Source organism: Atlantibacter subterraneus, from assembly GCF_007570865.1.
GTDB classification, from domain to species: Bacteria; Pseudomonadota; Gammaproteobacteria; order Enterobacterales; family Enterobacteriaceae; genus Atlantibacter; species Atlantibacter subterraneus.
The window spans coordinates 253,775-275,701 of sequence record NZ_VLPS01000003.1 but is presented as its reverse complement, the minus strand read 5'-3'; the positions used below and the strand labels follow the sequence as shown (position 1 = coordinate 275,701).

Genomic DNA, 21,927 nt, shown 5'->3' with positions numbered 1-21,927 from the left:
GTCCAGGTATCCGATCGAAAAGTGCGTGGCACGCGAGATTTACAGCGCGATGCGGTGTAGGGTGCAAAGGCGCTAATTTTGTGTAAACGTATACACGCTAAAAATTTCCTTACTGATGAGGCTACACGCATGGTTTATCAGGCAGATCCCGCACGCTATCAAACGATGGAATTTCGCCGCTGCGGACGAAGCGGGCTGAAACTTCCCGCCGTTTCTCTGGGGCTTTGGCATAACTTTGGCGACGCCACGCTGGTGGATAACAGCCGCCAACTGCTGCGCCGGGCGTTTGACCTTGGCATCACCCATTTCGATCTCGCCAATAACTACGGGCCGCCGCCGGGTTCCGCCGAGCATAATTTCGGGCGGATTTTTAAAGAGGACTTCCTGCCTTATCGCGATGAGTTGATCATCTCCAGCAAGGCGGGCTACACCATGTGGGACGGGCCTTATGGCGACTGGGGTTCGCGCAAGTATCTGATATCCAGCCTCGACCAGAGCCTGAAGCGCATGGGGCTGGAATACGTGGATATTTTTTATCATCACCGCCCGGACCCGGAAACGCCGCTTCAGGAAACCATGCGCGCACTGGATCATCTGGTGCGCCAGGGGAAAGCGCTGTACGTGGGGCTGTCGAACTACCCTGCCGCACTGGCGCGTGAGGCGATTGATATCCTCAACGATCTCGGCACGCCATGCTTAATCCACCAGCCGAAATACTCCATGTTTGAGCGCTGGGTAGAAGCAGAACTGCTGGACGTATTGCAGGAAAAAGGCGTCGGCAGCATCGCGTTTTCACCGCTGGCGGGCGGGCAGTTAACCGACCGCTATCTGAACGGCATTCCGTCAGATTCGCGCGCCGCCAGCGGCAGCCGCTTCCTCAATCCGGATCAGCTCACCGATGAGAAGCTGGCGAAGGTGCGTAAGCTAAATGAACTGGCGCAGCAGCGCGGTCAGAAGCTGTCGCAAATGGCGCTGGCCTGGGTATTACGTGACGATAAAGTTACCTCAGTGTTAATCGGGGCCAGTAAGACCAGCCAGATTGAGGATGCGGTAGGGATGCTGGCAAACCGGCACTTTAGCGCTGAAGAGTGCGCGGCGATTGACGCCATCCTCTCCTGACGGCAAATCAACGGGTAACGGGTATTTTTAGCATTTTGTGCTATCCGAAATGAATTCGGAGTTGTGGCGAAGATGCGGGGCTTTACCACCCCGTAATATTGCTGTAACAGGCCGGCCACGGCCCCGATCGTGAAGGAGAAGACTATGTTCAGGTCACTGTTGCTTGCAGCCATTCTGTTGGCGGGTGCGCCAATGATGGCAACTGCAGGCGAAATCACCCTGTTACCCTCAATAAAATTACAAATTGGCGATCGTGATAATTACGGTAACTACTGGGACGGCGGTCGCTGGCGCGATCGGGATTACTGGCACAGCCATTATGAACGTCGCGGCGGCTACTGGCGTAAACACGATAATGGCTACCATCGCGGCTGGTATAAAGACCGCAACGCCTACGAGCGCGGCTACCGTGAAGGCTGGCGCGATCGGGATGACCATCGCGGGCGCGGTAAACATCGCCATCGCCACTAATCAATTTACAAAAGGAGCTTTCGGGCTCCTTTTTTGATCGTCAATTCATGTTCGTCAACTTCACAATGTGATCGCCCCTACAATTTCTTACGGGCAATTATTGCGCTCTGCTTCAGACATTATTTGACCTTGAGAACCCCTCCTCCAACCGTGTTTGATAATACGATGTCTTATCGGGGATATTGTCATGAACGCGAATTTTAAAAACGAAATACAGACGTTCGGCCGCTCGTTACTGTTACCTATCGCCGTATTAGCGCCGGTGGGGATGGTAATGGGCATCAGCAGCGCGCTGGGCCAAAATTACATGATTGAAAAACTGCCCTTCCTGGGGAATGCCGGTTTCAAAGCCGTGCTCTCTTCGCTGGGATTAATCAGCAGCGTGGTCTTCCAGAATATCCCGCTGCTGTTCGCCATGGGCGTGGCATACGGGATGTCGAAAAAAGAGAAAGGCATCGCGGTATTTGCCTCGGTCATCGCCTATTTAACGCTGTTAATTTCCATGCACGTGCATCTGAAATTAACCGGACAGCTGGCGAAAGGCGATTTGGCGCTGGTCGGCCAGGGCATGGTGCTCGGGGTGCAAACCCTAAAGATTGAGGCCGTCGGCGGGATAATCGCCGGGCTGCTTGCCGCCAAAGTCACCGATCGCTATTACCGGCTGCAATTGCCGCTGGCGTTTGCGTTCTTTAGCGGCAAGAAATCGGTGGCGATATTAGCCATTGCCTTTGCGATCCCCATCGGGCTACTTATTCCGTTTATCTGGGATCTGTTTACCGCCGGGATGAAAAGTATTTCCACCATTTTAATGGCACCTAATATTGGGGCCGGGATTTATATGACCCTTAACCGGTTATTGATTCCCTTCGGCCTGCATCACGTACTCAGCTCAACAGTGCGTTTCACCGAAGCAGGCGGCACTTATTTGATTGACGGGCAAACCTACGTCGGCATTTTACCCGCCATTAATAAAATCCTGTTCGAGCTGGGGCCGAACCATCCGGCGTGGGATCAATATATGCCGACGCTGACCAGCTATCTGGCCTCTACCCAAATGCTGACCACCCTGTTCCGCGTCCCGGCGATTGGCCTGGCGATGTATCACATGGCCTACTTTAAAAACAAAAAGTTCGCCAAAGGGATGATCCTGACGGTAGTGCTGACCGCTGTGCTGGGGAATATTACCGAGCCGCTGGAATTCTCGTTCCTGTTTATCGCGCCGAAGCTGTTTATTGTTTACGCCCTGCTGTGCGGCCTGATGGCGATACCGCTCCAGCTGCTGGATATTTCCGTGGGCTATATTCGCGGCACGATTTTCGACTTCGGTATTTTCGGCCTGATGTATGAACACACCCGCTGGCTGAACCTGATCCTGTTAGGCATCGCTAACTTCGTGGTGTTCTATTTCGTGTTCCGCTACGCCATCGGCAAATTCGATATTAAAACGCCGGGACGCGAATCGGACATTGCCGACAGCACGCTGCTGAATAACAAAGAGTACGACAAAGTCGCCGAACTGGTGATTGAAGGGCTGGGCGGTAAAACCAACATCAAACGCGTGGAAAACTGTGTGTCGCGCCTGCGCATTGATTTAAACGATCAGAAAAAACTCGATATGGGCATTCTCAAAGACGCCGGGTCGATGGGAACCTTTATCCCCTCCAGCAACCATATTCACGTGGTGTTTGGCCCCCACGTCGAGTTTGTCCGTAACGCCGTAGACGACGCCTTAGCCGGTCATAAATAAGAGGAAGCATGATGCGAGCCCTGTACGATTCAAAAAGCAAAACCATTGACGATCGCGGCATGAAAGCGCTGTTTAGCCAGGAGGCGCGCGTCCAGTCCTGGCTGGACGTAGAAGCCGCGCTGGCGCTGGCTCAGGCACAAGCGGGCATGATCCCGGAGGCGGCGGCGCAAAACATTGCCGAAAACTGTCATCTGTCGCGCATCGATTTGCAGGAGATGGAGCGCCTGCTGCGGGAAATCGGCCACGGCTTTGTGCCGACCATCAAAGTGCTGGTCAAAGCCTGTTCCCCGGAAAGCGGCAAATACGTGCACTACGGCGTGACCACTCAAAACATCCAGCAGACCGCGCAGCTGCATCTGGCGTGGCAGTGCCAGCAAATTATTAACGGTTTTGTGGACGACATTCTGCGCAACCTGGCGCACATGGCGGAGCAGCATAAAAACACGCTGATGGCCGGACGCACCCACGGCAAGCACGCTCTGCCAATCACCTGGGGCTATAAAGTTGCGGTGTGGATCGATGAGCTGCTGAACAGCCGCGAGCGCATGAAGCAGGCAGAAAGCCGCGTGTTTACCGTGATGATGGGCGGCGCGGTGGGGGCGTTTCACGCCACCGGCGAAACCGGACGCCAGGTGCAGGAAAATGTGGCGCGGCATCTGGGGATGCACTCAATGCGGGTGCCGTCGCGCAGCGCCCAGGTGTACCGCACCGAGTTCATCAGCAATTTGTGCTTGCTGGCGACGACGCTGCAAAAAATGGCCGAAGAGGTGTATCTGACCTCTGGCGAAGAGTACGGCGAAGTTTCGGAAGCGTTTAAAAAAGGCACCGTCGGCAGCAGCACCATGCCGCAAAAGGTTAATCCGAAACTGGCGAAAGGAATTATCGCTAACGCGCAAAAACTCTACTCGGTGCTGACCTCGTCACTGTACGTCTGCCCGCGCCCGTTCGAGGCCGACAGCTCCGCCTATTTCATCTTCGACGCTAATTTGCAGGAGAGCATGGAGCTGATGGCGGAAATCGTGATGCGCGCGGAAGAGTTAAGCCGCACGCTGGTGATTAACCCTGAACGCATGAAGCACAACGTCGGCATTACCCACGGGCTGATCAACAGCGAGAAAATCATGATGGCGCTGGTGGAGCGGCTGGGCAAAGATCCGGCCCATGAGCTGGTGTATGAAATGGCGATGCGCAGCACCCATGAAGGCATCGAATACGGGCAGGTGCTGCGCGAACAGCCAGTGATCCGCGCCAGTTTCAATGATGAAGAAATTGAAACGCTGCTCGATCCGGCCTGCTACACCGGGCTGTGCGCGCAGATCGCTCAGGAGATGGCGCAGCGGGTCAGGAGCGAAATCGATGACGACTAACGCGTTTCGCTCGACGCGCATCGTAACGCCCGCGGGTCTGCGAAGCGGCGTGCTGGTGGTGGAAAACGGTAAAATCGCCGCGCTGTCTGACGACTATCGCGGCGAGGCGACGGATTACGGCGACAGCTATTTAATGCCCGGCTTTGTGGACATTCACGTGCACGGCTGGGGGCGCGGTTCATTTGCCTGGAAAGGCACCCGCGAATCGGTCCAGGCCATGAGCCGGGATTTGATTCAGGCGGGCGTCACGGCGTATCTGGCCACCAGCGCCACCATGCCGCAGGATTTTCTTGAGCGTTCCCTGCAGGCGGCGGCGCAGTATATTGAAACCGCACCGCCGGGCGACGGTGCCGAGGCGGTGGGCATCCATATGGAAGGCCCGTACATCAACGAAAAGTACCTGGGGATGCAGCGCAAAGATAGCCTGCAACCGCCGTCCGTTGCCGGGTTCCAGCATTTTAACCGGCTGGCGAACGGGCATATCCGCCTGATGACGCTGGCACCGGAGCTGGACGGCGCGCTGGCGCTGATCCGCTATTTGCACAGCCAGGGCATCACCGCCTCGGCGGGCCACACCGACGCCACCTTCGACCAGATGACCGCCGCCATTGAAGCGGGACTCACGCACGTGACCCATGCGTTTAGCGCCATGCGCGGTCTGCACCACCGGGAGCCCGGCGTGGTCGGCGCGGTGATGTACTATCGCGACCTGTATGCCGAAGTAGCGAAGCAGACCGGCATCACCCTGCGCCCGGAGGTGTTCGATATCCTGTATCGCATCAAGGGCGACCGGCGGCTGGTGATGATGAGCGATTGCCTCGGCTATGTGGATTTCCCGGAGGGGTATGAATTTCACCACTATTTGCGCCAGGAAACTTTCAGGATTGCCGCCGGGAAATTGCAGATCAGCGGCAAAGACGGGGCGACGCGCAGCATTGCCCCGGATGACTGGCACGGCGTGCGCCAGCTGGAAATGAGTTTTCTCGATTCGATTAAAGCGGTGGTGGATCGGCTGGAAAACGGCCTGGTCTCCGCTGCGCAGATTGCCTGCCTGAATCCGGCGCAGCTGGCGGGCGTCGCCGACCGCAAAGGCAGCCTTGAAGCGGGTAAAGACGCCGATTTTCTGGTGCTGGACGAGGCGTTAAATCTTAACGCCGTGTGGTGTCGCGGCGTTAAGCAGCCGCTCGACGGCACTAAATAAAAATTCCTGGGTAGTTTTGCGCCATAAACGCGCGCAACTGTTGTTCATTCATCCCGGCCGCCTGTTGAGCAAACTGCGCAGCCGGGATTTTTTTCTTCGCCCGCGACAGCCCCTGCTGGCGCAGCAGGGTAATATCGTCCTGAGTAAGATGGAAATTCACCTTGATATAATCCAGCTGATAATACTTCAGGTAGCTGGATATTTTATTGGTAAAGGTGATCAGTAAATCAAAGGGAATAGTTTTCAGCTGGTGCAGTTCATTAATATTCACGCAGGCGACGATATCAATATGAAACCAGGCGTGAAGCACTTCTTTAAAATAGCCAATTTTACTTTCTGAGGAGTTGGTCACGATAATAATCCGCTTGCGCGGCTCGCTGACCAGCCGGTTTTGCAGCTCATATTTTTTGACGATCAGCAGCAGCGTCGCCAGATGGACGCCGGAAAACTGGATCGCGTAATGCTGTTCCATTGATGCCAGCGCCTGCTTCACGCTTTCCCACAGCTGCGGATAGCTGGCGCGCACGCCCTGCAATTTTTTATCTTCAAACCACAGGTGAAATTTATTCTGAATGATCGCCGAGCAAATAAACTGGTACACCTCGGCAAAATACGCCTGACGGTTGTTAACCGTCGTCACCAGCGCGGGTTCGATACGCTCGATAAACCGCCCCACCGCCTCAACCAGCGGCCGGTCGTAAAGGGTGAAGGCCCGCCAGGTGGCGCTGAGTGACGATACCAGCAGATCGAGAAAGCGGTTTTCATTCGGCGACTCAAACACCCCAAACGGCACCGTGGCAATAAAATCCAGCGCCGAGATATCGCTAATTTCGTGGCCGCGCTTCAGGCGATGCATCGCCAGGCTCAGATAAACCAGGAAATATTTTTTGCCGTTGTAACCAAGACGCAGTGTCGGTTCAATACGCTGGGTATAGAGCCGCGCGGCGGCGGCAATCTCTTCAGCACACTGGCTGAGAAAACGCGCCGCTACCGAGCGGTTTACCGGATCGTTGGCTTTATGAGTAATTAACCGATGGTCTTCGCCAATTTCCACGGTTTTTAGAATGGTCAGGCACACCGCAATACGCAGCGCGATTTCATCGCCGGACAGCGCCGAACCTTTGCGGTGGATGCTTTGCAGGGTTAACTGCTTTTCCTGTAAGAACTGGTTTAATACCGGGGCGTCATTTTTTAAGGTGCTGGCGCTGACGAAAAAGCGCGAGTAATACTCGCTTTTATTCACTACGTCGTTCAGACACAGCGCGACAAATAAATCGCGGGTACGCTCTTGCGGGCTGGTGATATAGCGGTTGAACTTTATTTTCTCCAGCAGCTCGATATATTCGCCGTAGCCCATGGCGGTGGTTATCAGCTGATTATCGATGTGCAGATGAAATGGTTCAGGCAACAGCGCGTTAATCTCCTTCATGGTGCGCTTTAACGTCGAGAGCGTTTTGCCGAATCGCTGGGTCACATCGCTTATGGCAACCGGACTGTGTTCCTGCACGTATTTAACGAAAACCAGATCAAATCCATTCATGAAAAATGCTGAGCCATTGGCGTGAAGGGGAATAGGCCAGTTTAGCGGATGAGAAGCGGAAAAACCGTGACAGATGGCCTGTCACGGTCGGGTTTACAGACCAAACAGCGTGCCGATCAGCAGCCACAGGTTGAGCGCTACCACCAGCACCACAATCCCCCAGCCGATAATCCGTACCCGTGGCGTGTTAACCAGCGAGCCCATCAGTTTGGCGTCGCTGGTAAAACGCAGTAGCGGCACTAGCGCCAGCGCGATACCAAAGCTCAGCAGCACCTGGCTCATTACCAGAATACGCGTCGGATCGAGGCCCATCAGGATCACGATAAACGACGGTGCCATGGTGATGCTGCGGCGCACCCACAGCGGAATATGAAAACGCACGAAGCCCTGCATCACCACCTGTCCGGCAAGCGTCCCCACCACGGTGGATGACAGGCCCGCCGCTACCAGGCTGAGGCCGAAAATCGTCGCCGCCGCGTGGCTTAATAAGGGTTCGAGGGTTAAATACGCCTGGTCGAGATCGGCAACCCCGGTATGGCCAGAGAAATGAAACGCTGCCGCTGCCGTCGCCATCATCGCCAGATTAACAAAACCGGCGATGGTCATGGCGATCGCCACATCCCATTTGGTAGCGGAATAGCGCTCGGCACGCGAGCCATCATGCAAATTCTGGGTGAGCGACGAATGCAGGTAGATGACGTGCGGCATAATGGTTGCCCCCAGCACCCCTGCGGCGAGGAATACCGCTTCCGAAGTCGGCAGGCTGGGAATAATCATCCCTTTGCCCAGTTCGGCAAACTCCGGCTGGGAAAAAATCAGCTCGACGATATAAGCCACCGCGACAAACAGCAGCAGGCCGCCAATCACCCTTTCCAGCGGCTTCTGGCCGCGGCTTTGCAACATCAGGATCAGAAACGTCGCCACGCCGGTGAGTATTGCCCCCTGTAACAGGGAAACGCCGAGGATCAGCTTAAAGCCAATCGCCGCGCCAATAAATTCGGCAAGGTCGGTGGCCATGGCGATAATTTCCGCCTGGATCCAGTAAAACCACACCAGCGGGCGCGGATAGTGGTCGCGGATCTGTTCGGCGAGGTTTTTACCGGTGGCGATGCCCAGTTTGGCGGACAGCACCTGGATCAGCATCGCCATCAGGTTAGCCCACACCACCACCCACAGCAGCTGGTAGCCAAAGCTGGCACCCGCCTGGATATTGGTGGCGAAGTTACCGGGATCGATATAGCCAATCGCCGCGATAAACGCGGGCCCCATCAACGCCAGCCTGAGTTTACGCGCCGTACGGCCATTATTGTTATCAACGCGACTGCTGGTCATTTTTTGCCTCAAAATATAGCCTTTGCTATGTTTTATGCTAACAAAATGAGAATGATTATCAAGTTCATTCACAAGGGGAGCGTACGATTACTTTGATAGCTAAAAACGATGTTGGAAAAGCAGAGTGCGCAACGCCGCGTTTTTTACGGAGGGCGTCACAAAGTGTTAAAAGTATAGACGGAGTACGTAACCTTTCAGTTCTTTACGTAACATATCAGAAATGTCTGGTGGATCACTATTTTTGCGGTTCGTCACAAGACCTTACTATAGTGAGCGTTAGATCTCGTTTTATTACATCTCGTTGCATAGAATGTGCAAGGAAATTAAACCTGCCTCATATTCGGAGCACACATGTCCCGCGTTCTGCACTTTGTTCTGGCGCTCGCCGTTGTTGCGCTGCTTGCTTTGCTGGTCAGCCGTAACCGCAAAGAAATTCGTATCCGCTTTGTTATTCAATTATTAGTGATAGAAGTGATTCTTGCCTGGTTCTTCCTGAACTCTGAGGTTGGCCTCGGATTCGTGAAAGCCTTCGCAGGCATGTTCGATAAACTGCTCGGCTTTGCACGCGAAGGGACAAACTTCGTCTTTGGCGGCATGAACGATCAGGGTCTGGCCTTCTTCTTCTTACAGGTTCTCTGCCCTATCGTGTTCATTTCCGCGCTGATCGGTATTCTGCAGCATATTCGCGTGCTGCCGATTGTCATCCGCGCTATCGGTACCGTGCTTTCCAAAGTGAACGGTATGGGTAAACTGGAATCCTTCAACGCCGTAAGCTCGTTGATTCTGGGCCAGTCGGAAAACTTTATCGCCTATAAAGATATTCTCGGCAAAATGTCCCGCAACCGCATGTACACCATGGCGGCCACGGCGATGTCTACCGTCTCCATGTCCATCGTCGGCGCGTACATGACCATGCTACAACCCCAGTACGTGGTGGCGGCGCTGGTGCTCAACATGTTCAGCACCTTTATCGTGCTGTCGCTGATTAACCCGTACCGCGTTGAGCAAGAAGATGAAAACCTGCAGATGTCCAGTCTGCATGAAGGTCAGAGCTTCTTCGAGATGCTGGGTGAATACATCCTCGCTGGTTTTAAAGTGGCGGTAATCGTTGCGGCCATGCTGATCGGCTTTATCGCGCTGATCGCCGGTCTGAACGCGCTGTTCGCTGCGGTGCTGGGTATCTCTTTCCAGGGTATTCTGGGTTACGTGTTCTACCCGATTGCCTGGGTGATGGGCGTACCGGCCAGCGAAGCATTGCAGGTAGGCAGCATCATGGCGACCAAACTGGTTTCCAACGAATTTGTGGCGATGCTGGATCTGCAAAAAATCGCCCAGTCCGCGACCCCGCTGTCTGCACGTGCGGAAGGCATTCTGTCTATCTTCCTGGTGTCGTTCGCTAACTTCTCGTCTATCGGTATCATCGCCGGTGCGATTAAGGGCCTGAACGAAGAGCAAGGCAACGTGGTATCGCGCTTTGGTCTGAAGCTGGTATACGGCTCTACGCTGGTGAGCGTGCTGTCTGCGTCCATCGCGGCGCTGATGCTGCCGTAAGGCTTATAATAAATAAAAAAACCCGCTTCTCGAAGCGGGTTTTTTTATGGTTACGATAAGGTGTTAAGCGGCACCGGCCTGCCGGTCAGATAGCCTTGCAGATAATTGACGCCTAACTCCAGCAGCAACTCGCGCTGCGCTTCGGTTTCCACATACTCTGCCACCACCGAAAAGGATTTGGCTTTCGCCAGTTCGCAGATCGATTTCACAATCATGTTATCCAGCGAATCGGTAAGGATGTCCTGAATAAAGCAGCCGTCAATTTTGATGATATCCGCCTGCAGGCGCTTCAGGCGCTCGAAGTTGGCATACCCGGTGCCGAAGTCATCAATCGCGATACGGAACCCGCTTTCACGCAGCAGGGTAATATTCTGGGTGGTGGTTTCGGAATCGGAGAAGGCCTGCTCTTCCGTCACTTCGATAATCACCCAGCTTACCGGCACGTCATACTCTTCAAACAGCGTAATGATCTGCCTGGCTGCGCCTTTTTGCATCAGGGTCAGCGGCATCAAATTGACGGAAAAGCGCGGACACTGGCCGTTGACCGGATGCAACCGAAGATACTTCAGTAAGGCTTTCATCACCTGCATATCAAAACGCACGCTCAGGTTAAAGTGCGCCACCACCGGGATGAACTTGTCGGGAGTAAGGAAAATATCATCACAACGCATCCGCGCCAGGATTTCGTGGTATCCCCTTCCCTGCGCATCCACAATCGGCTGGGCGTAGAGTTCAATTGTTTCCTCTTCCAGCACCTGCTTCACCTGTCTGAGCAAGGTGATTCGCTCGGTGGTCTCACCAGAAATTGTTACTTTACTGTTTTGATTAAGCGGCAATACCGGTTCATCCACCGTGACCTGCTCCGCCAGATAACTCAGTTGGCTGATCACCCGGTACAATTCATCTTCGTGGTAATTAATTATCGACCAGGTGGCACCGTAATCGATATCCATCTGAACGCTGTTCCATGGAATACGCTTGCTGCCCAACAGATCGACCATATGACGTAAACGCGCTTCAGGTTCCGGCCCTTTCAGGAAAATCAGCAAATCACTGCCAGGCAACTGAAACACCATTTCGCCCTGTTGTAGCCAGGGCTTCAGGATGTTGGAGATTAATTGCTTTACGTGGACGCGCATCATCAGGCCGTAATGACGGCTCAGGAAGTCCATATTGTTGAGCCGCAGGCAGCAAAGCGCACCGGAGCGTTCCCGCTCAATGACCTTTTCAAGGGCGCGCAAATTTGGCATGCGCGTTAAGGGATCGGTTTGCGACAGCGTGAAATATTGACGCTTCATTCTTTCGTTACGCTGAAATATTACCGTCATAAACAATACCGACACGGTAAACGCAATAAAAACTGACAACACAAAAGCCAGTGAATAGGCAGAGTTGCCGTACAGAAAACTTTCATTCCAGCTCAGCAGCATCCATGCGGATATCGACCACAATATGCTGATTAAACGGGGGCCAATTTTGAATACGCCGATCGTGAATAATACAAACACAATCGGCACCAGATAACCCGATATCCAGTCTGTTTCATAAGGCCCACAGCAAATAACCAGTAAGGCGACTACCACGACCAGCCAGCAGAAGGTAAAAATCCGCCGCCTGCGTGAAAAGGCCGGAACAATGCAGCGCCGGAAAAACGCGCGCGCAAAGGCCAGGCTTAATAGCATTCTCAGCGGGTAATAAAACATGCCGCTGAAAACTAACGCCGCCGCCACGGTGTTCTGCGCATCAACGATGTTGAACATGGTCGAGCTATGGCCAAAAAATGGCTCCACGGCGGCTGGAAAGGTCATATAGCGCCCCAGAACATAGCGCAACATTTTACTGATCAGTGGCGCGGCAAACCCCATCCAGAGAATACGATGACCGACGCCTTTACCCGTCAGGTTATAGCGCCAGCGGCGGCCCAGAAAAGCCTGGCAAATGGCTCCGCCCAGAAGAAAAGGGCCAAGTAAGCAAAAAAGAAATGCGCTTAGTTGCAATATGTTTATGTGGTAGCGATGGGAGTAAGAGATGGCCAGAACAATAATCAGCGGGGCAATGGCATGGCGGCCAAATAGCAGCAGCATCGCTACCATAACGCTCAACGGCAAATAGGCAAGATAAAGCGCTTGTCCATCAATGACGGCCTTGGGAGAAATATAACGTGCTATCGGTACCAGTAAAAAACATAACACCAATGCTACAAAAAACCGCTTTATATTAATTCTGTTTAACATGGATATATATAATTTACTTGTTAATTTGGCACGTGAAATAAGCAGCGCTAATAATATGGTTAACCTTTACCCGGCGCAAGTCGTGACAAGAGTAATCTCCCCTGGATAAACAAGGGATTAACGAATTACTACAAAATGACATAAATAAAATTAAATCGTGGATGGGGTTAAGAAAGAAAAAGCCAGGCGTAAAAACGAAAAACCCCCGCCGAAGCGAGGGTTTGAAAGGTGGTGGAGCTAAGCGGGATCGAACCGCTGACCTCTTGCATGCCATGCAAGCGCTCTCCCAGCTGAGCTATAGCCCCACGATTTTTTGTTTGCACCAAACTTGCGGGATGAAGTTTGGTGGAGCTAAGCGGGATCGAACCGCTGACCTCTTGCATGCCATGCAAGCGCTCTCCCAGCTGAGCTATAGCCCCTACGCAAAATCGTTGTCGTGTTGACGGCCCGAATAATATGAATTCCACCCTGGACTGTCAACGCGAAATTCACCGATTAGATTCAACCGCTGAAAAAGCCAGCAACATGGCATCTGTCTCGCACTTTCCTGAACTCGCTAGTTATTCACGTCACAGTTTCCAGTAAAATAGTGCTATAAGATGAACAGCTAATAACCTTATAAATCACTGGAGTACTCATGCTCAAGGAACGAATGACGCCAGAAGAATTGGCATTGCTAACGGGTTACAGCAGGCAAACCATTAATAAATGGGTGCGTAAAGAGGGGTGGGAAACCTCACCTAAGCCCGGTGTACAGGGCGGCAAAGCAAGATTGATCCACGTTAATGAACAAGTTCGGCATTTTATACGTAGCGCGCAGCGCGCCACTGAACCTCACGCATCTTATATTGCCCCGCAGGCTGAAACGCCGCTCGAAAATTTGCTGATTAATTCACTGAAAGAAATGACGCCGTCCGAACAAAAACAAATGACCTCTCTGCTCCTGAGAGAAGGGATTTCCGGAATGTTACAACGCCTCAGCATTCGTCATGATGACTAGCCTATGATGAATTTCAAACCAAGGATGACCCCGGCAGAACTTGCCGAATTAACAGGTTATAAAGCGCAGACCATTAATCGCTGGGTAACCGATCAGCAATGGCAAACCGTTCCTCTGAAAGGCGTGAAGGGCGGAAAAGCGCATCTGATTATCGTCGACGATCGGGTACGTGAATATGTCTCTGGCACGCGGAAAATGCAGTCCAGAGCGGAAGGCTACCATGTAGCGGAACCCATAATCGCTTACGGTGATGACGCCGCACAGCTGGAAAACCAGTTACGCCAGGTCGCCCAGGCCATGACGCCCCATGAGCGCCAGCAGCTTTCAGCATTAATATTGCGTGAAGGTATCAGTGGGCTGTTAAAACGGCTGGGCATTAAAGATGAATAACAGCCAAAAATAAAGCCGGTATTAACCGGCTTTATTTGTTAACGGCAGGCTTACTGCTGGCTTTCACGCTCGGCGATAAACGCCAGCGCTTTATTGATGCGTTCTACCGAACGGCTCTTACCAATAGCATGCACGGTAACGTCCAGGCCCGGCGATTGCCCTGCCCCGGTGACCGCCACGCGCAGCGGCATACCCACTTTACCCATGCCGACTTCCAGCTCATCTGCCGTCGCCTGAATGGCTTCGTGTACGTTTTCCGCCGTCCAGCTGGTGATAGCGGCTAATTTATCGCGCACCACTTCCAGCGGCTGACGCGCCACCGGGCGCAGGTGTTTCTTCGCTGCGTCGGCGTCAAATTCCGCGAAGTCTTCATAGAAATAACGGCAGGTAGCGGCCATCTCTTTCAGCGTTTTGCAGCGCTCGCCCAGCAATTTTACCAGTGCCGCCAGCTCAGGGCCGTTGCGGGTATCGATATTTTCCTGCTCGATATGCCACTGCAAGTGAGTCGCCACGTACTCCGGCGCCAGGGTGTTGATGTAATGATGGTTCAGCCACTGCAACTTTTCAGTATTGAAAGCGCTGGCGGATTTGCTCACCGCATGCAGATCGAACAATTTGATCATCTCTTCGCGGCTGAAAATTTCCTGATCGCCGTGAGACCAGCCCAGACGCACCAGATAGTTCAGCAGCGCTTCCGGCAGATAGCCGTCATCGCGGTATTGCATCACGCTCACCGCGCCGTGGCGTTTGGAGAGTTTTTTACCGTCGTCGCCGTTGATCATCGACACGTGGGCATACAGCGGCACCGGCGCGTTCAGCGCTTTCAGGATGTTGATCTGGCGCGGCGTGTTGTTGATATGGTCTTCGCCACGGATCACGTGGGTGATTTCCATATCCCAGTCATCCACTACAACGCAGAAGTTGTAGGTCGGAGATCCGTCGGTACGGCGGATGATCAGATCGTCCAGCTCCTGGTTGCTGAATTCGATCGGGCCACGGATCTGATCGTCAAAAATTACTGAGCCATCCTGCGGGTTGGCAAAACGCACCACGCACGGCTCATCGGCGGCATGATGTTCATGACCGTGGCGGCAACGCCCGTCGTAGCGCGGCTTTTCACCCTTCGCCATCTGCTCTTCACGCAGCGCCTCAAGGCGCTCTTTGGAGCAGTAGCATTTATACGCCGTGCCCGCTTCGAGCATCTCATCAATCACCGCGTTATAGCGATCGAAGCGCTTAGTCTGATAGTACGGGCCCTCGTCCCACTGCAGGCTCAGCCAGTTCATCCCGTCCATAATGGCTTCGATGGCTTCCGGCGTTGAACGCTCCAGATCGGTATCTTCAATGCGCAGGACAAATTCACCGCCAAGGTTGCGAGCAAAAAGCCAGGAATAAAGAGCAGTACGAGCGCCACCAACGTGCAGATAGCCGGTTGGGCTCGGTGCGAAGCGGGTTTTGATTTTCATTAATTGGCCTTACGTTTGTAAAGGTGCCGGAAAACGGCAAATGCCTGGGAATGCTAAGTGGGCAATATTCTACCACCGTCGCCCGATTCCTCAATGTTGAACCCTGTTGTTCGGTGTTAAAGGGATAAACTGATGACAAATCAAGCGCCAACGGGGAATAATCGATCGCATTGGCTAAATTTAAGACGAGCGATTAAAAACTTAAGAAAATGCGTTGACTCATTTTCAACTCTCCCTATAATGCGACTCCACACAGCGGGGGTGATTAGCTCAGTTGGTAGAGCATCTCCTTTACACGGAGGGGGTCGGCGGTTCGAGCCCGTCATCACCCACCATCTTTAAGATGGTTTCCCGTTAAGCAGTAAGACAAGCGATTTCGATGTGGGTGATTAGCTCAGTTGGTAGAGCATCTCCTTTACACGGAGGGGGTCGGCGGTTCGAGCCCGTCATCACCCACCATATCGAATAACGTTTTGTGAAATACCCGGCAGTACCGAAATGGGTGATTAGCTCAGTTGGTAGAGCATCTCCTTTACACGGAGGGGGTCGGCGGTTCGAGCCCGTCATCACCCACCATTTCGGGTCGTTAGCTCAGTTGGTAGAGCAGTTGACTTTTAATCAATTGGTCGCAGGTTCGAATCCTGCACGACCCACCAATGTAAAAAAGCGCCCTAAAGGCGCTTTTTTGCTATCTGCGATTCACTGGGTTAACGCTTTTATCAGCCTCATCGCCGTCGGTGTGGTATGTGTCGGTTGATAGACAATATATAAATCCGCCGGTATGGGTTCTTCGAGCGGTCGAAATACCACGCCAGGCCACTGCATCTGCGCATAGCTGTCCGCCATCAACGTCACCCCTAATCCCATACTGATCATCGCCAGTACCGTTTGTGGCTCAACCGCTTCTCGAATGATCATCGGCGAAAACCCCGCCGCCTGGCATACCCGCTGTAAAAAAGACCAATCTGAGTGCACCGACGGCAAGGTGACAAAATACTCATTACGCAGCGCTTCAAGCGGGATAGCGGACCAGCTTGCCAGCGGGCTATCCTGCGGCATCGCCACCAGAAACGCAGCCTGATGCAGGCGTATCCCAACCATACCCGTGGGCAAGTCCAGCGCCATGCGCCAGATCCCGGCATCCAGCTCGTGGCGTTCAAGTAAAGCCTGCTGCATTCCCGGCGATTTCTCACGGAACTGAACGTCAACATCAGGATTGTCGCGTAAAAAGGCATGCATCAGCGGGCGCATGCGGCCCCACATTGCGGTTCCAACCACGCCTAACTCAATTCGCCCCCCCTCTCCCCGGCCAATTTGCTCTACCCGTGCCAGCGACGCGTTCGCCATCGCCAGCAGGCGGCGCGATTCTTCCATCAAAATTTTACCGGCGTGAGTCAGTGCTACGCTGCGAGAATGACGCACAAACAGTGGCGTACCGAGCTGATTTTCCAACTCTTTAATATGCAGGCTTAACGGGGGCTGCGACATGTTCAGCCGCACAGCCGCTCGCCCAAAATGTAGCTCTTCGGCCACCGCCAGGAAATAGCGCAGCAGTTTTAAATCGGTTCTGGGTGACTGTTCCATTTACTGCGCGCTCCTGCACTCTCTTCTGCTCGTTATTTAGCACCAGGCCGTTAATGAGACAGTGACGTATGCAAGGTTTTATCCGGCTGATGCCGATAATGAAAACTGAATAAAAACAGCACAGCCAGCGCAAGTGCATAAGCGGCAAATACCAGCCAGATTGTCGGCCAGTGCTTTACGCCGTCTACGGAGAAATAATCCACGGCCATTCCGCTTAAGATTGACCCCACCCATGCGCCGATGCCATTCACCATGGTCATAAACAACCCTTGTGCACTGGAGCGAATTGCGGGATCGACTTCTTGCTCCACAAACACCGAACCGGAAATATTAAAAAAGTCGAATGCACATCCGTACACAATCATCGACAGCAGCAAAAAAATAACGCCGCTGGCGGAGGGATCGCCAACAGCAAACAGACCAAAACGCAGCATCCAGGCAATCATGCTCATTAGCATGACAACCTTGATGCCATAGCGCTTAAGAAAGTACGGGATAGTTAAAATAAATCCCACTTCGGACATTTGCGACACCGATAGCAACAGCGAAGGATATTTCACAATAAAACTGTCAGCGAATTGTGGATCGCGAATGAAGTCATGCAAAAAGGGGCTGCCGAAAGTATTGGTTATTTGCAGTACCGCGCCCAGCAACATGGCAAACAAAAAGAACACCATCATTAGCGGCTGCTTAAAAAGCACCAGCGCATTCAGACCCAGTTTTCCTGCCAGGCTCTGTTGAGCTTTATTTTTTGCACAGGGCACCGGCGGTAGGGTTAACGCATACACCGCCAGAATAAATGACGAGCCTGAGGCAATGTACAGCTGCACATTGCTGAGCTCAAAGCCCATAAGGCTGATAGCCCACATCGCGACAATAAATCCTACCGTACCGAATACCCGAATCGGCGGAAAGCAGCTAACCGTGTCCATCCCCGCTTTTTCAAGACAGTAATAGGAAATACTATTTGATAGCGCAATGGTTGGCATAAATGCCATAGCATTGACTAACATCGCCCAAAACATGACGCCAGGTTGATCAACATGGGCGGCGTAACCTAACGCGCCCGCGCAAATCAAATGGCACAGGCAATAAGCTCGCTCGGCACGTAACCATTTATCGGCTACGATGCCTACCAGCGCGGGCATGATGATTGCCGCTAAACCTTTTGAGCTGTATACCATCCCCACATTTGCACCGCTGAAATGGAGGGTATTTATCATGTATGAGCCCAGGGTCACCAGCCAGCTCCCCCAGATAAAATACTGCATAAACGACATGATCTTTAAACGGCTTGCAATGCCCATAATCATTGTCCTTATCGCAAAGCAGGCTCTCGTACAGGGAGCCTGTATGATCGGTTTAGCGGGATAACTTGCCGAGGAAGCCGCAAATCAGCGCTATAAAGTTTTGTCGGGAGAGTTCCGCCGCCGCCAGAGTTTGTGTATGGGATAGCGTGACGTCACTTAACCCCTCAGCCATATTGGTAATCGCCGAAACTGCCACCACTTTCAGGCCACAATGACGAGCAGCGATTGCCTCCGGTACTACAGACATCCCCACCACGTCGCCGCCAATAAGCTGCATCATGCGAATTTCTGCTGCGGTCTCGAAGTTCGGGCCGGGATAGGAGACAAATATCCCTTCATGGAGCGGGAAGCCCTGCTGCGCAGCCACTTCCTGCAACAGCGCGCGATAGTCGACGTCATAGGCGTTCGCCAGCGAGAAAAAACGTTCGCCGAAGCGATCGTCATTCGGCCCCACCATCGGGGTGCCTGGCATCATATTGATGTGATCGGTTAGGGCTACCAGTTGGCCTGCACCTACTTCCGGGCGCAGTGACCCCGCCGCGTTAGTGCAAAACAGCAGTTCACATCCCAGAAGTTTGAACGTGCGGATCGCATCGGTCATGATGGTCATTCCGCGTCCTTCATAGAAATGGCCGCGCCCCTTCATACAGGCAACGTTTACGCCCGCCAGCTGGCCTAATACCAGTTCTCCGGCATGCCCCTGTACGCCGCTGACAGGGAAACCAGGCAGTTTCTGGTATGGAATTGCAACCGCATCGACGATTTGGTCAGCTAAAGCCCCCAGTCCGGAACCAAGAATGAACGCCACGCGGGGAGTAAAGTTGGGTTTACAGGCGCGAATAATTTCAGCGCAGGCATCAGGGTGAGAAAACAGAGTCGCGGTCATAACGCTTCCTTCAGAGTAGAGAGTCCCTGAGTTATAACGACAGAGCCGCGCTATAAACCAATACACTTTGCCCGCCCCATCAATAGCGTTTCTGTATCGATCCTCCCGGTGGACCATTCAAGTTTTTAAACTGCAGGCCGATAACGTCGTACAGGCATGAAAAGGAGGATCGGATGACAACCATATCAACAACCACTTCAGTACCCACCAGCGGTGGCGGAAGCAGCGCCTCGCAGGGCAACAGCCTTGCGGCGCAGATTACCCGCATTACCCAGCAAATCACCAAACTGACCCAGCAGTTGAAAGACATCGCCAGCGGCAGCGGAAGCACAGAACAAAAGCAAAAGCAGCAAGAGCTGATTCAGACGCAGATTAAAATGCTGCAGGCGCAGCTGGCGCAATTGCAGCGCCAGCAGGTGGAAGAAGCCCAGAAGAAGCAAGATGCCGCCAACGCGAATGCCCCATCCAGCGGTCGTCAGATTGATGTTTACGTCTGATCGTCCGGCGCATTAAACAGCGGATCGTGGATACGCGCCTGAGTCAGGTAATGGGCCTGCGCGCGTACCACTTCCCAAATCGCCTGCGCCGCCCCGGAAAGCGACCTTTTTTTACGCTGCACCAGCATTAATCGACGTTCGACAACCGGCGTCAGCGGCTTGACCACCAGATGGCAACCCTGCGGCAGAGGCAAGGCCAGCGCGGGCAATACGCTAATCCCTATCCCCGCCTCCACCATGGGAAACAGCGTGGCCGGGTGCCCTATCTCCTGGACAATATTGGCGGCGATATTTTGCCGGTGGAGCGCCGCATCGATAAGTGGACGGCTCCCCGAGGCATAGTCCTGCAACACCAGCGGTTGACCGTGCAGGGCCTGCCATGGGACATGCTGCTGTTGGTTAAAGGGGTGATCTCCCCGGCATAACAATAAAAACGGTTCCGACAATACCGCTTCGCACTGCAAATCGCTGACCGGGCCGGGATCGATCACAATGCCAAAATCCACTTCGCCCTGGCGAATACTCTCCAGAACCCACTGCTGCGGCCTGTCGTGCAGCACAAAATCGATTTCAGGATAGTCGCGGTTACACTGTGCGATGCACTGCGGAATTAAATGCGCGGAAATAGTCTGGCTGGCCGCCACACGCACCGTGCCCGATAACTGCTGCCCTACCCGTCCGGCATCACGCAAAGTGCTGTTTAACTCATCCAGCAGACGCTCCAGCCGCGCCGCCAGCTGGTGCCCGGCCTCGGTCATCACCACCTCCCGGGTGGTGCGGTCCAGCAGCCGCACCCCACACTGGCGCTCAAGTTCTTTTACACTGTGACTTACGGCAGATTGACTTAAGCCGATGATGTCACCGGCACGGCTGAAACTTTTGGCCTGGGCGACGGTAACAAAGGTGCGCAACTGGCGCAGTGAAACATTCATATATTTCCTTCATGAATGGATGCAATAAATCAATTTTATTTCTCAAAATGAAAAACGCAAAATAAGCGCTCGACTCAGGAGAGATTATGAAACTTTTGCGTATCCTCGATCCGTTTACCATCACGCTGATTACGGTGGTATTACTGGCTTCATTCTTACCGGCGCGCGGCGGATTCGTTCCGTTTTTCGAAGGGCTAACCACGGCGGCCATTGCCTTGCTCTTCTTTATGCACGGCGCGAAGCTATCGCGTGAAGCGATTATCGCGGGCGGTAGCCACTGGCGGCTGCACCTTTGGGTGATGTGCAGCACGTTCATTCTCTTTCCGGTACTCGGCGTACTTTTCGCCTGGTGGGCACCGGTCAACGTCAGCCAGGAGCTGTATACCGGCTTCCTCTATCTGTGTATTTTGCCCGCAACCGTGCAGTCAGCCATCGCCTTTACCTCACTGGCGGGCGGCAACGTTGCGGCGGCGGTCTGTTCCGCCTCGGCATCAAGCCTGCTGGGGATTTTCCTGTCACCGCTGCTGGTCGGTCTGGTAATGAATATGCACGGTGCGGAAGGTAGCCTGGAGCAGGTCGGCAAAATTATGCTGCAACTGCTGCTGCCGTTCGTGCTGGGCCATTTGTCGCGTCCGTGGATTGGCGGCTGGGTGGCGCGGCACAAAAAACTGATATCGAACACTGACCAGACGTCTATTCTGCTGGTGGTATATACCGCCTTTAGTGAAGCCGTGGTCAACGGCATCTGGCATCAGGTCGGCCTGGGTTCGTTACTGTTTATTGTGGCGGTCAGCCTGGTGCTGTTGGCGATTGTGATTAGTGTGAACGTGCTGGTGGCGCGCAAATGCGGCTTCAGCAAAGCCGATGAGATCACCATTGTTTTCTGCGGCTCCAAGAAAAGCCTGGCGAACGGGATACCGATGGCCAACATCCTGTTTCCGACTTCGGTGATTGGCATGATGGTGCTGCCGCTGATGATTTTCCATCAGATCCAGCTGATGATCTGCGCGGTGCTGGCGCGGCGCTATAAGCACCAGACAGAACAATTGCAGGCGCAGGAAAATGCCCGCACCGCAAAAGTCTGAAGCTACTTCTTCAGGGGCTGCACCAGATGCGTCAGCCCCTCGGTTTTAATCAGCAAAGTAATCGACATCAGCTCGCCCAACCGCCCGGCTGGGAATTCATCCTTGCGGGCGAACCACAGCAGATACTCTTCCGGTAAATCAATCAGCCTGCGGCCTTTGTATTTACCAAACGGCATCTCAGTGTTGGCGATGGCGATGAGCTGCTCTTTTTCCAT

Annotated in this window: 19 protein-coding genes and 6 tRNA genes; 14 read left to right on the top strand and 11 right to left on the bottom strand. The window is 53.5% G+C overall.

Going from position 1 to position 21,927, the window contains the following annotated elements:
* Positions 1-129: 129 nt before the first annotated feature.
* The 5 genes from mgrA (at position 130) to nagA (ending at position 5,905) form a co-directional block, all read left to right on the top strand.
* Positions 130-1,119 (top strand): L-glyceraldehyde 3-phosphate reductase, encoded by a 990-nt coding sequence (gene mgrA / locus FND52_RS07075; RefSeq protein WP_125291474.1) that lies wholly within the window; start codon positions 130-132, stop codon positions 1,117-1,119.
* 144 nt (positions 1,120-1,263) lie between these two features.
* Positions 1,264-1,590, top strand: coding sequence for a DUF2502 domain-containing protein (locus FND52_RS07070; RefSeq protein ID WP_125291473.1), 327 nt, complete (start codon positions 1,264-1,266; stop codon positions 1,588-1,590).
* A gap of 187 nt (positions 1,591-1,777) precedes the next feature.
* A complete protein-coding gene (locus tag FND52_RS07065) occupies positions 1,778-3,337 on the top strand; it encodes a PTS transporter subunit EIIC (RefSeq protein WP_125291472.1) in 1,560 nt (519 codons plus the stop codon).
* Positions 3,338-3,348: 11 nt separating this feature from the next.
* Positions 3,349-4,704 carry a class-II fumarase/aspartase family protein gene (locus FND52_RS07060; protein WP_144130565.1) on the top strand — a complete coding sequence of 452 codons (1,356 nt, stop codon included), beginning with the start codon at positions 3,349-3,351 and terminating at the stop codon, positions 4,702-4,704.
* A complete protein-coding gene (gene nagA / locus FND52_RS07055; protein ID WP_144130203.1) occupies positions 4,694-5,905 on the top strand; it encodes an N-acetylglucosamine-6-phosphate deacetylase in 1,212 nt (403 codons plus the stop codon). Before FND52_RS07060 ends, nagA begins: the two co-directional genes overlap by 11 nt.
* Here the strand turns inward: nagA and FND52_RS07050 are convergent.
* Entirely contained in the window at positions 5,898-7,445 is a 1,548-nt protein-coding gene (locus tag FND52_RS07050; RefSeq protein WP_144130201.1) for a helix-turn-helix domain-containing protein, read from the bottom strand. The two genes, nagA and FND52_RS07050, sit on opposite strands and share 8 nt — an antisense overlap.
* 93 nt (positions 7,446-7,538) lie before the next feature.
* Positions 7,539-8,777, bottom strand: coding sequence for an Nramp family divalent metal transporter (locus FND52_RS07045; RefSeq protein ID WP_125291468.1), 1,239 nt, complete (start codon positions 8,775-8,777; stop codon positions 7,539-7,541).
* Between the two features lie 351 nt (positions 8,778-9,128).
* Here FND52_RS07045 and FND52_RS07040 point away from each other — a divergent pair, with 351 nt between their 5' ends.
* Complete coding sequence (locus FND52_RS07040) at positions 9,129-10,328, top strand: NupC/NupG family nucleoside CNT transporter (RefSeq protein WP_125291467.1); 1,200 nt, start codon at positions 9,129-9,131, stop codon at positions 10,326-10,328.
* Positions 10,329-10,378: 50 nt separating this feature from the next.
* On the opposite strand, the gene FND52_RS07035 is transcribed toward FND52_RS07040, so the two are convergent.
* The 3 genes from FND52_RS07035 to FND52_RS07025 form a co-directional block, all read right to left on the bottom strand.
* Entirely contained in the window at positions 10,379-12,562 is a 2,184-nt protein-coding gene (locus FND52_RS07035; RefSeq protein ID WP_144130199.1) for an EAL domain-containing protein, read from the bottom strand.
* Between the two features lie 229 nt (positions 12,563-12,791).
* A tRNA-Ala gene (locus FND52_RS07030) sits at positions 12,792-12,867 on the bottom strand.
* A 38-nt stretch (positions 12,868-12,905) separates the two neighbouring features.
* Positions 12,906-12,981: transfer RNA gene (locus FND52_RS07025), tRNA-Ala, on the bottom strand.
* A gap of 218 nt (positions 12,982-13,199) precedes the next feature.
* On the opposite strand from FND52_RS07025, the gene FND52_RS07020 reads away from it, so the two are divergent.
* Both FND52_RS07020 and FND52_RS07015 read left to right on the top strand, forming a co-directional pair.
* The gene (locus FND52_RS07020) at positions 13,200-13,562 is read left to right on the top strand and encodes a YfeC-like transcriptional regulator (protein WP_125291465.1); all 363 of its coding nucleotides are present in this window, start codon (positions 13,200-13,202) and stop codon (positions 13,560-13,562) included.
* 3 nt (positions 13,563-13,565) lie between these two features.
* A complete protein-coding gene (locus tag FND52_RS07015) occupies positions 13,566-13,952 on the top strand; it encodes a YfeC-like transcriptional regulator (RefSeq protein ID WP_225989884.1) in 387 nt (128 codons plus the stop codon).
* Between the two features lie 50 nt (positions 13,953-14,002).
* On the opposite strand, the gene gltX is transcribed toward FND52_RS07015, so the two are convergent.
* The gene (gltX, locus tag FND52_RS07010; protein ID WP_144130197.1) at positions 14,003-15,418 is read right to left on the bottom strand and encodes a glutamate--tRNA ligase; all 1,416 of its coding nucleotides are present in this window, start codon (positions 15,416-15,418) and stop codon (positions 14,003-14,005) included.
* A 259-nt stretch (positions 15,419-15,677) separates the two neighbouring features.
* On the opposite strand from gltX, the gene FND52_RS07005 reads away from it, so the two are divergent.
* The 4 genes from FND52_RS07005 (at position 15,678) to FND52_RS06990 (ending at position 16,074) form a co-directional block, all read left to right on the top strand.
* Positions 15,678-15,753: transfer RNA gene (locus FND52_RS07005), tRNA-Val, on the top strand.
* Positions 15,754-15,801: 48 nt separating this feature from the next.
* Positions 15,802-15,877, top strand: a tRNA-Val gene (locus tag FND52_RS07000).
* A gap of 41 nt (positions 15,878-15,918) precedes the next feature.
* Positions 15,919-15,994: transfer RNA gene (locus tag FND52_RS06995), tRNA-Val, on the top strand.
* Positions 15,995-15,998: 4 nt separating this feature from the next.
* Positions 15,999-16,074: transfer RNA gene (locus tag FND52_RS06990), tRNA-Lys, on the top strand.
* Between the two features lie 43 nt (positions 16,075-16,117).
* On the opposite strand, the gene FND52_RS06985 is transcribed toward FND52_RS06990, so the two are convergent.
* From FND52_RS06985 to xapA, 3 genes are read right to left on the bottom strand one after another with little or no spacing between them, the layout of a single operon-like run.
* Positions 16,118-17,002, bottom strand: a complete 885-nt coding sequence (locus FND52_RS06985; protein ID WP_144130195.1) for a LysR family transcriptional regulator — start codon at positions 17,000-17,002, stop codon at positions 16,118-16,120.
* A gap of 50 nt (positions 17,003-17,052) precedes the next feature.
* The gene (locus tag FND52_RS06980; protein ID WP_125295645.1) at positions 17,053-18,309 is read right to left on the bottom strand and encodes a nucleoside permease; all 1,257 of its coding nucleotides are present in this window, start codon (positions 18,307-18,309) and stop codon (positions 17,053-17,055) included.
* A 55-nt stretch (positions 18,310-18,364) separates the two neighbouring features.
* Entirely contained in the window at positions 18,365-19,198 is an 834-nt protein-coding gene (xapA, locus tag FND52_RS06975) for a xanthosine phosphorylase (RefSeq protein ID WP_144130193.1), read from the bottom strand.
* A 173-nt stretch (positions 19,199-19,371) separates the two neighbouring features.
* Here xapA and FND52_RS06970 point away from each other — a divergent pair, with 173 nt between their 5' ends.
* Complete coding sequence (locus FND52_RS06970; protein ID WP_144130191.1) at positions 19,372-19,695, top strand: FlxA-like family protein; 324 nt, start codon at positions 19,372-19,374, stop codon at positions 19,693-19,695.
* Here FND52_RS06970 and FND52_RS06965 read toward each other — a convergent pair.
* On the bottom strand, positions 19,686-20,627 hold the full coding sequence (locus FND52_RS06965) for a LysR family transcriptional regulator (RefSeq protein WP_125295648.1): 942 nt from the start codon (positions 20,625-20,627) through the stop codon (positions 19,686-19,688). The two genes, FND52_RS06970 and FND52_RS06965, sit on opposite strands and share 10 nt — an antisense overlap.
* Positions 20,628-20,713: 86 nt before the next feature.
* Here FND52_RS06965 and FND52_RS06960 point away from each other — a divergent pair, with 86 nt between their 5' ends.
* On the top strand, positions 20,714-21,712 hold the full coding sequence (locus FND52_RS06960; protein WP_144130189.1) for a bile acid:sodium symporter family protein: 999 nt from the start codon (positions 20,714-20,716) through the stop codon (positions 21,710-21,712).
* Positions 21,713-21,714: 2 nt separating this feature from the next.
* On the opposite strand, the gene FND52_RS06955 is transcribed toward FND52_RS06960, so the two are convergent.
* Entirely contained in the window at positions 21,715-21,927 is a 213-nt protein-coding gene (locus FND52_RS06955) for a DUF3820 family protein (RefSeq protein WP_125295650.1), read from the bottom strand.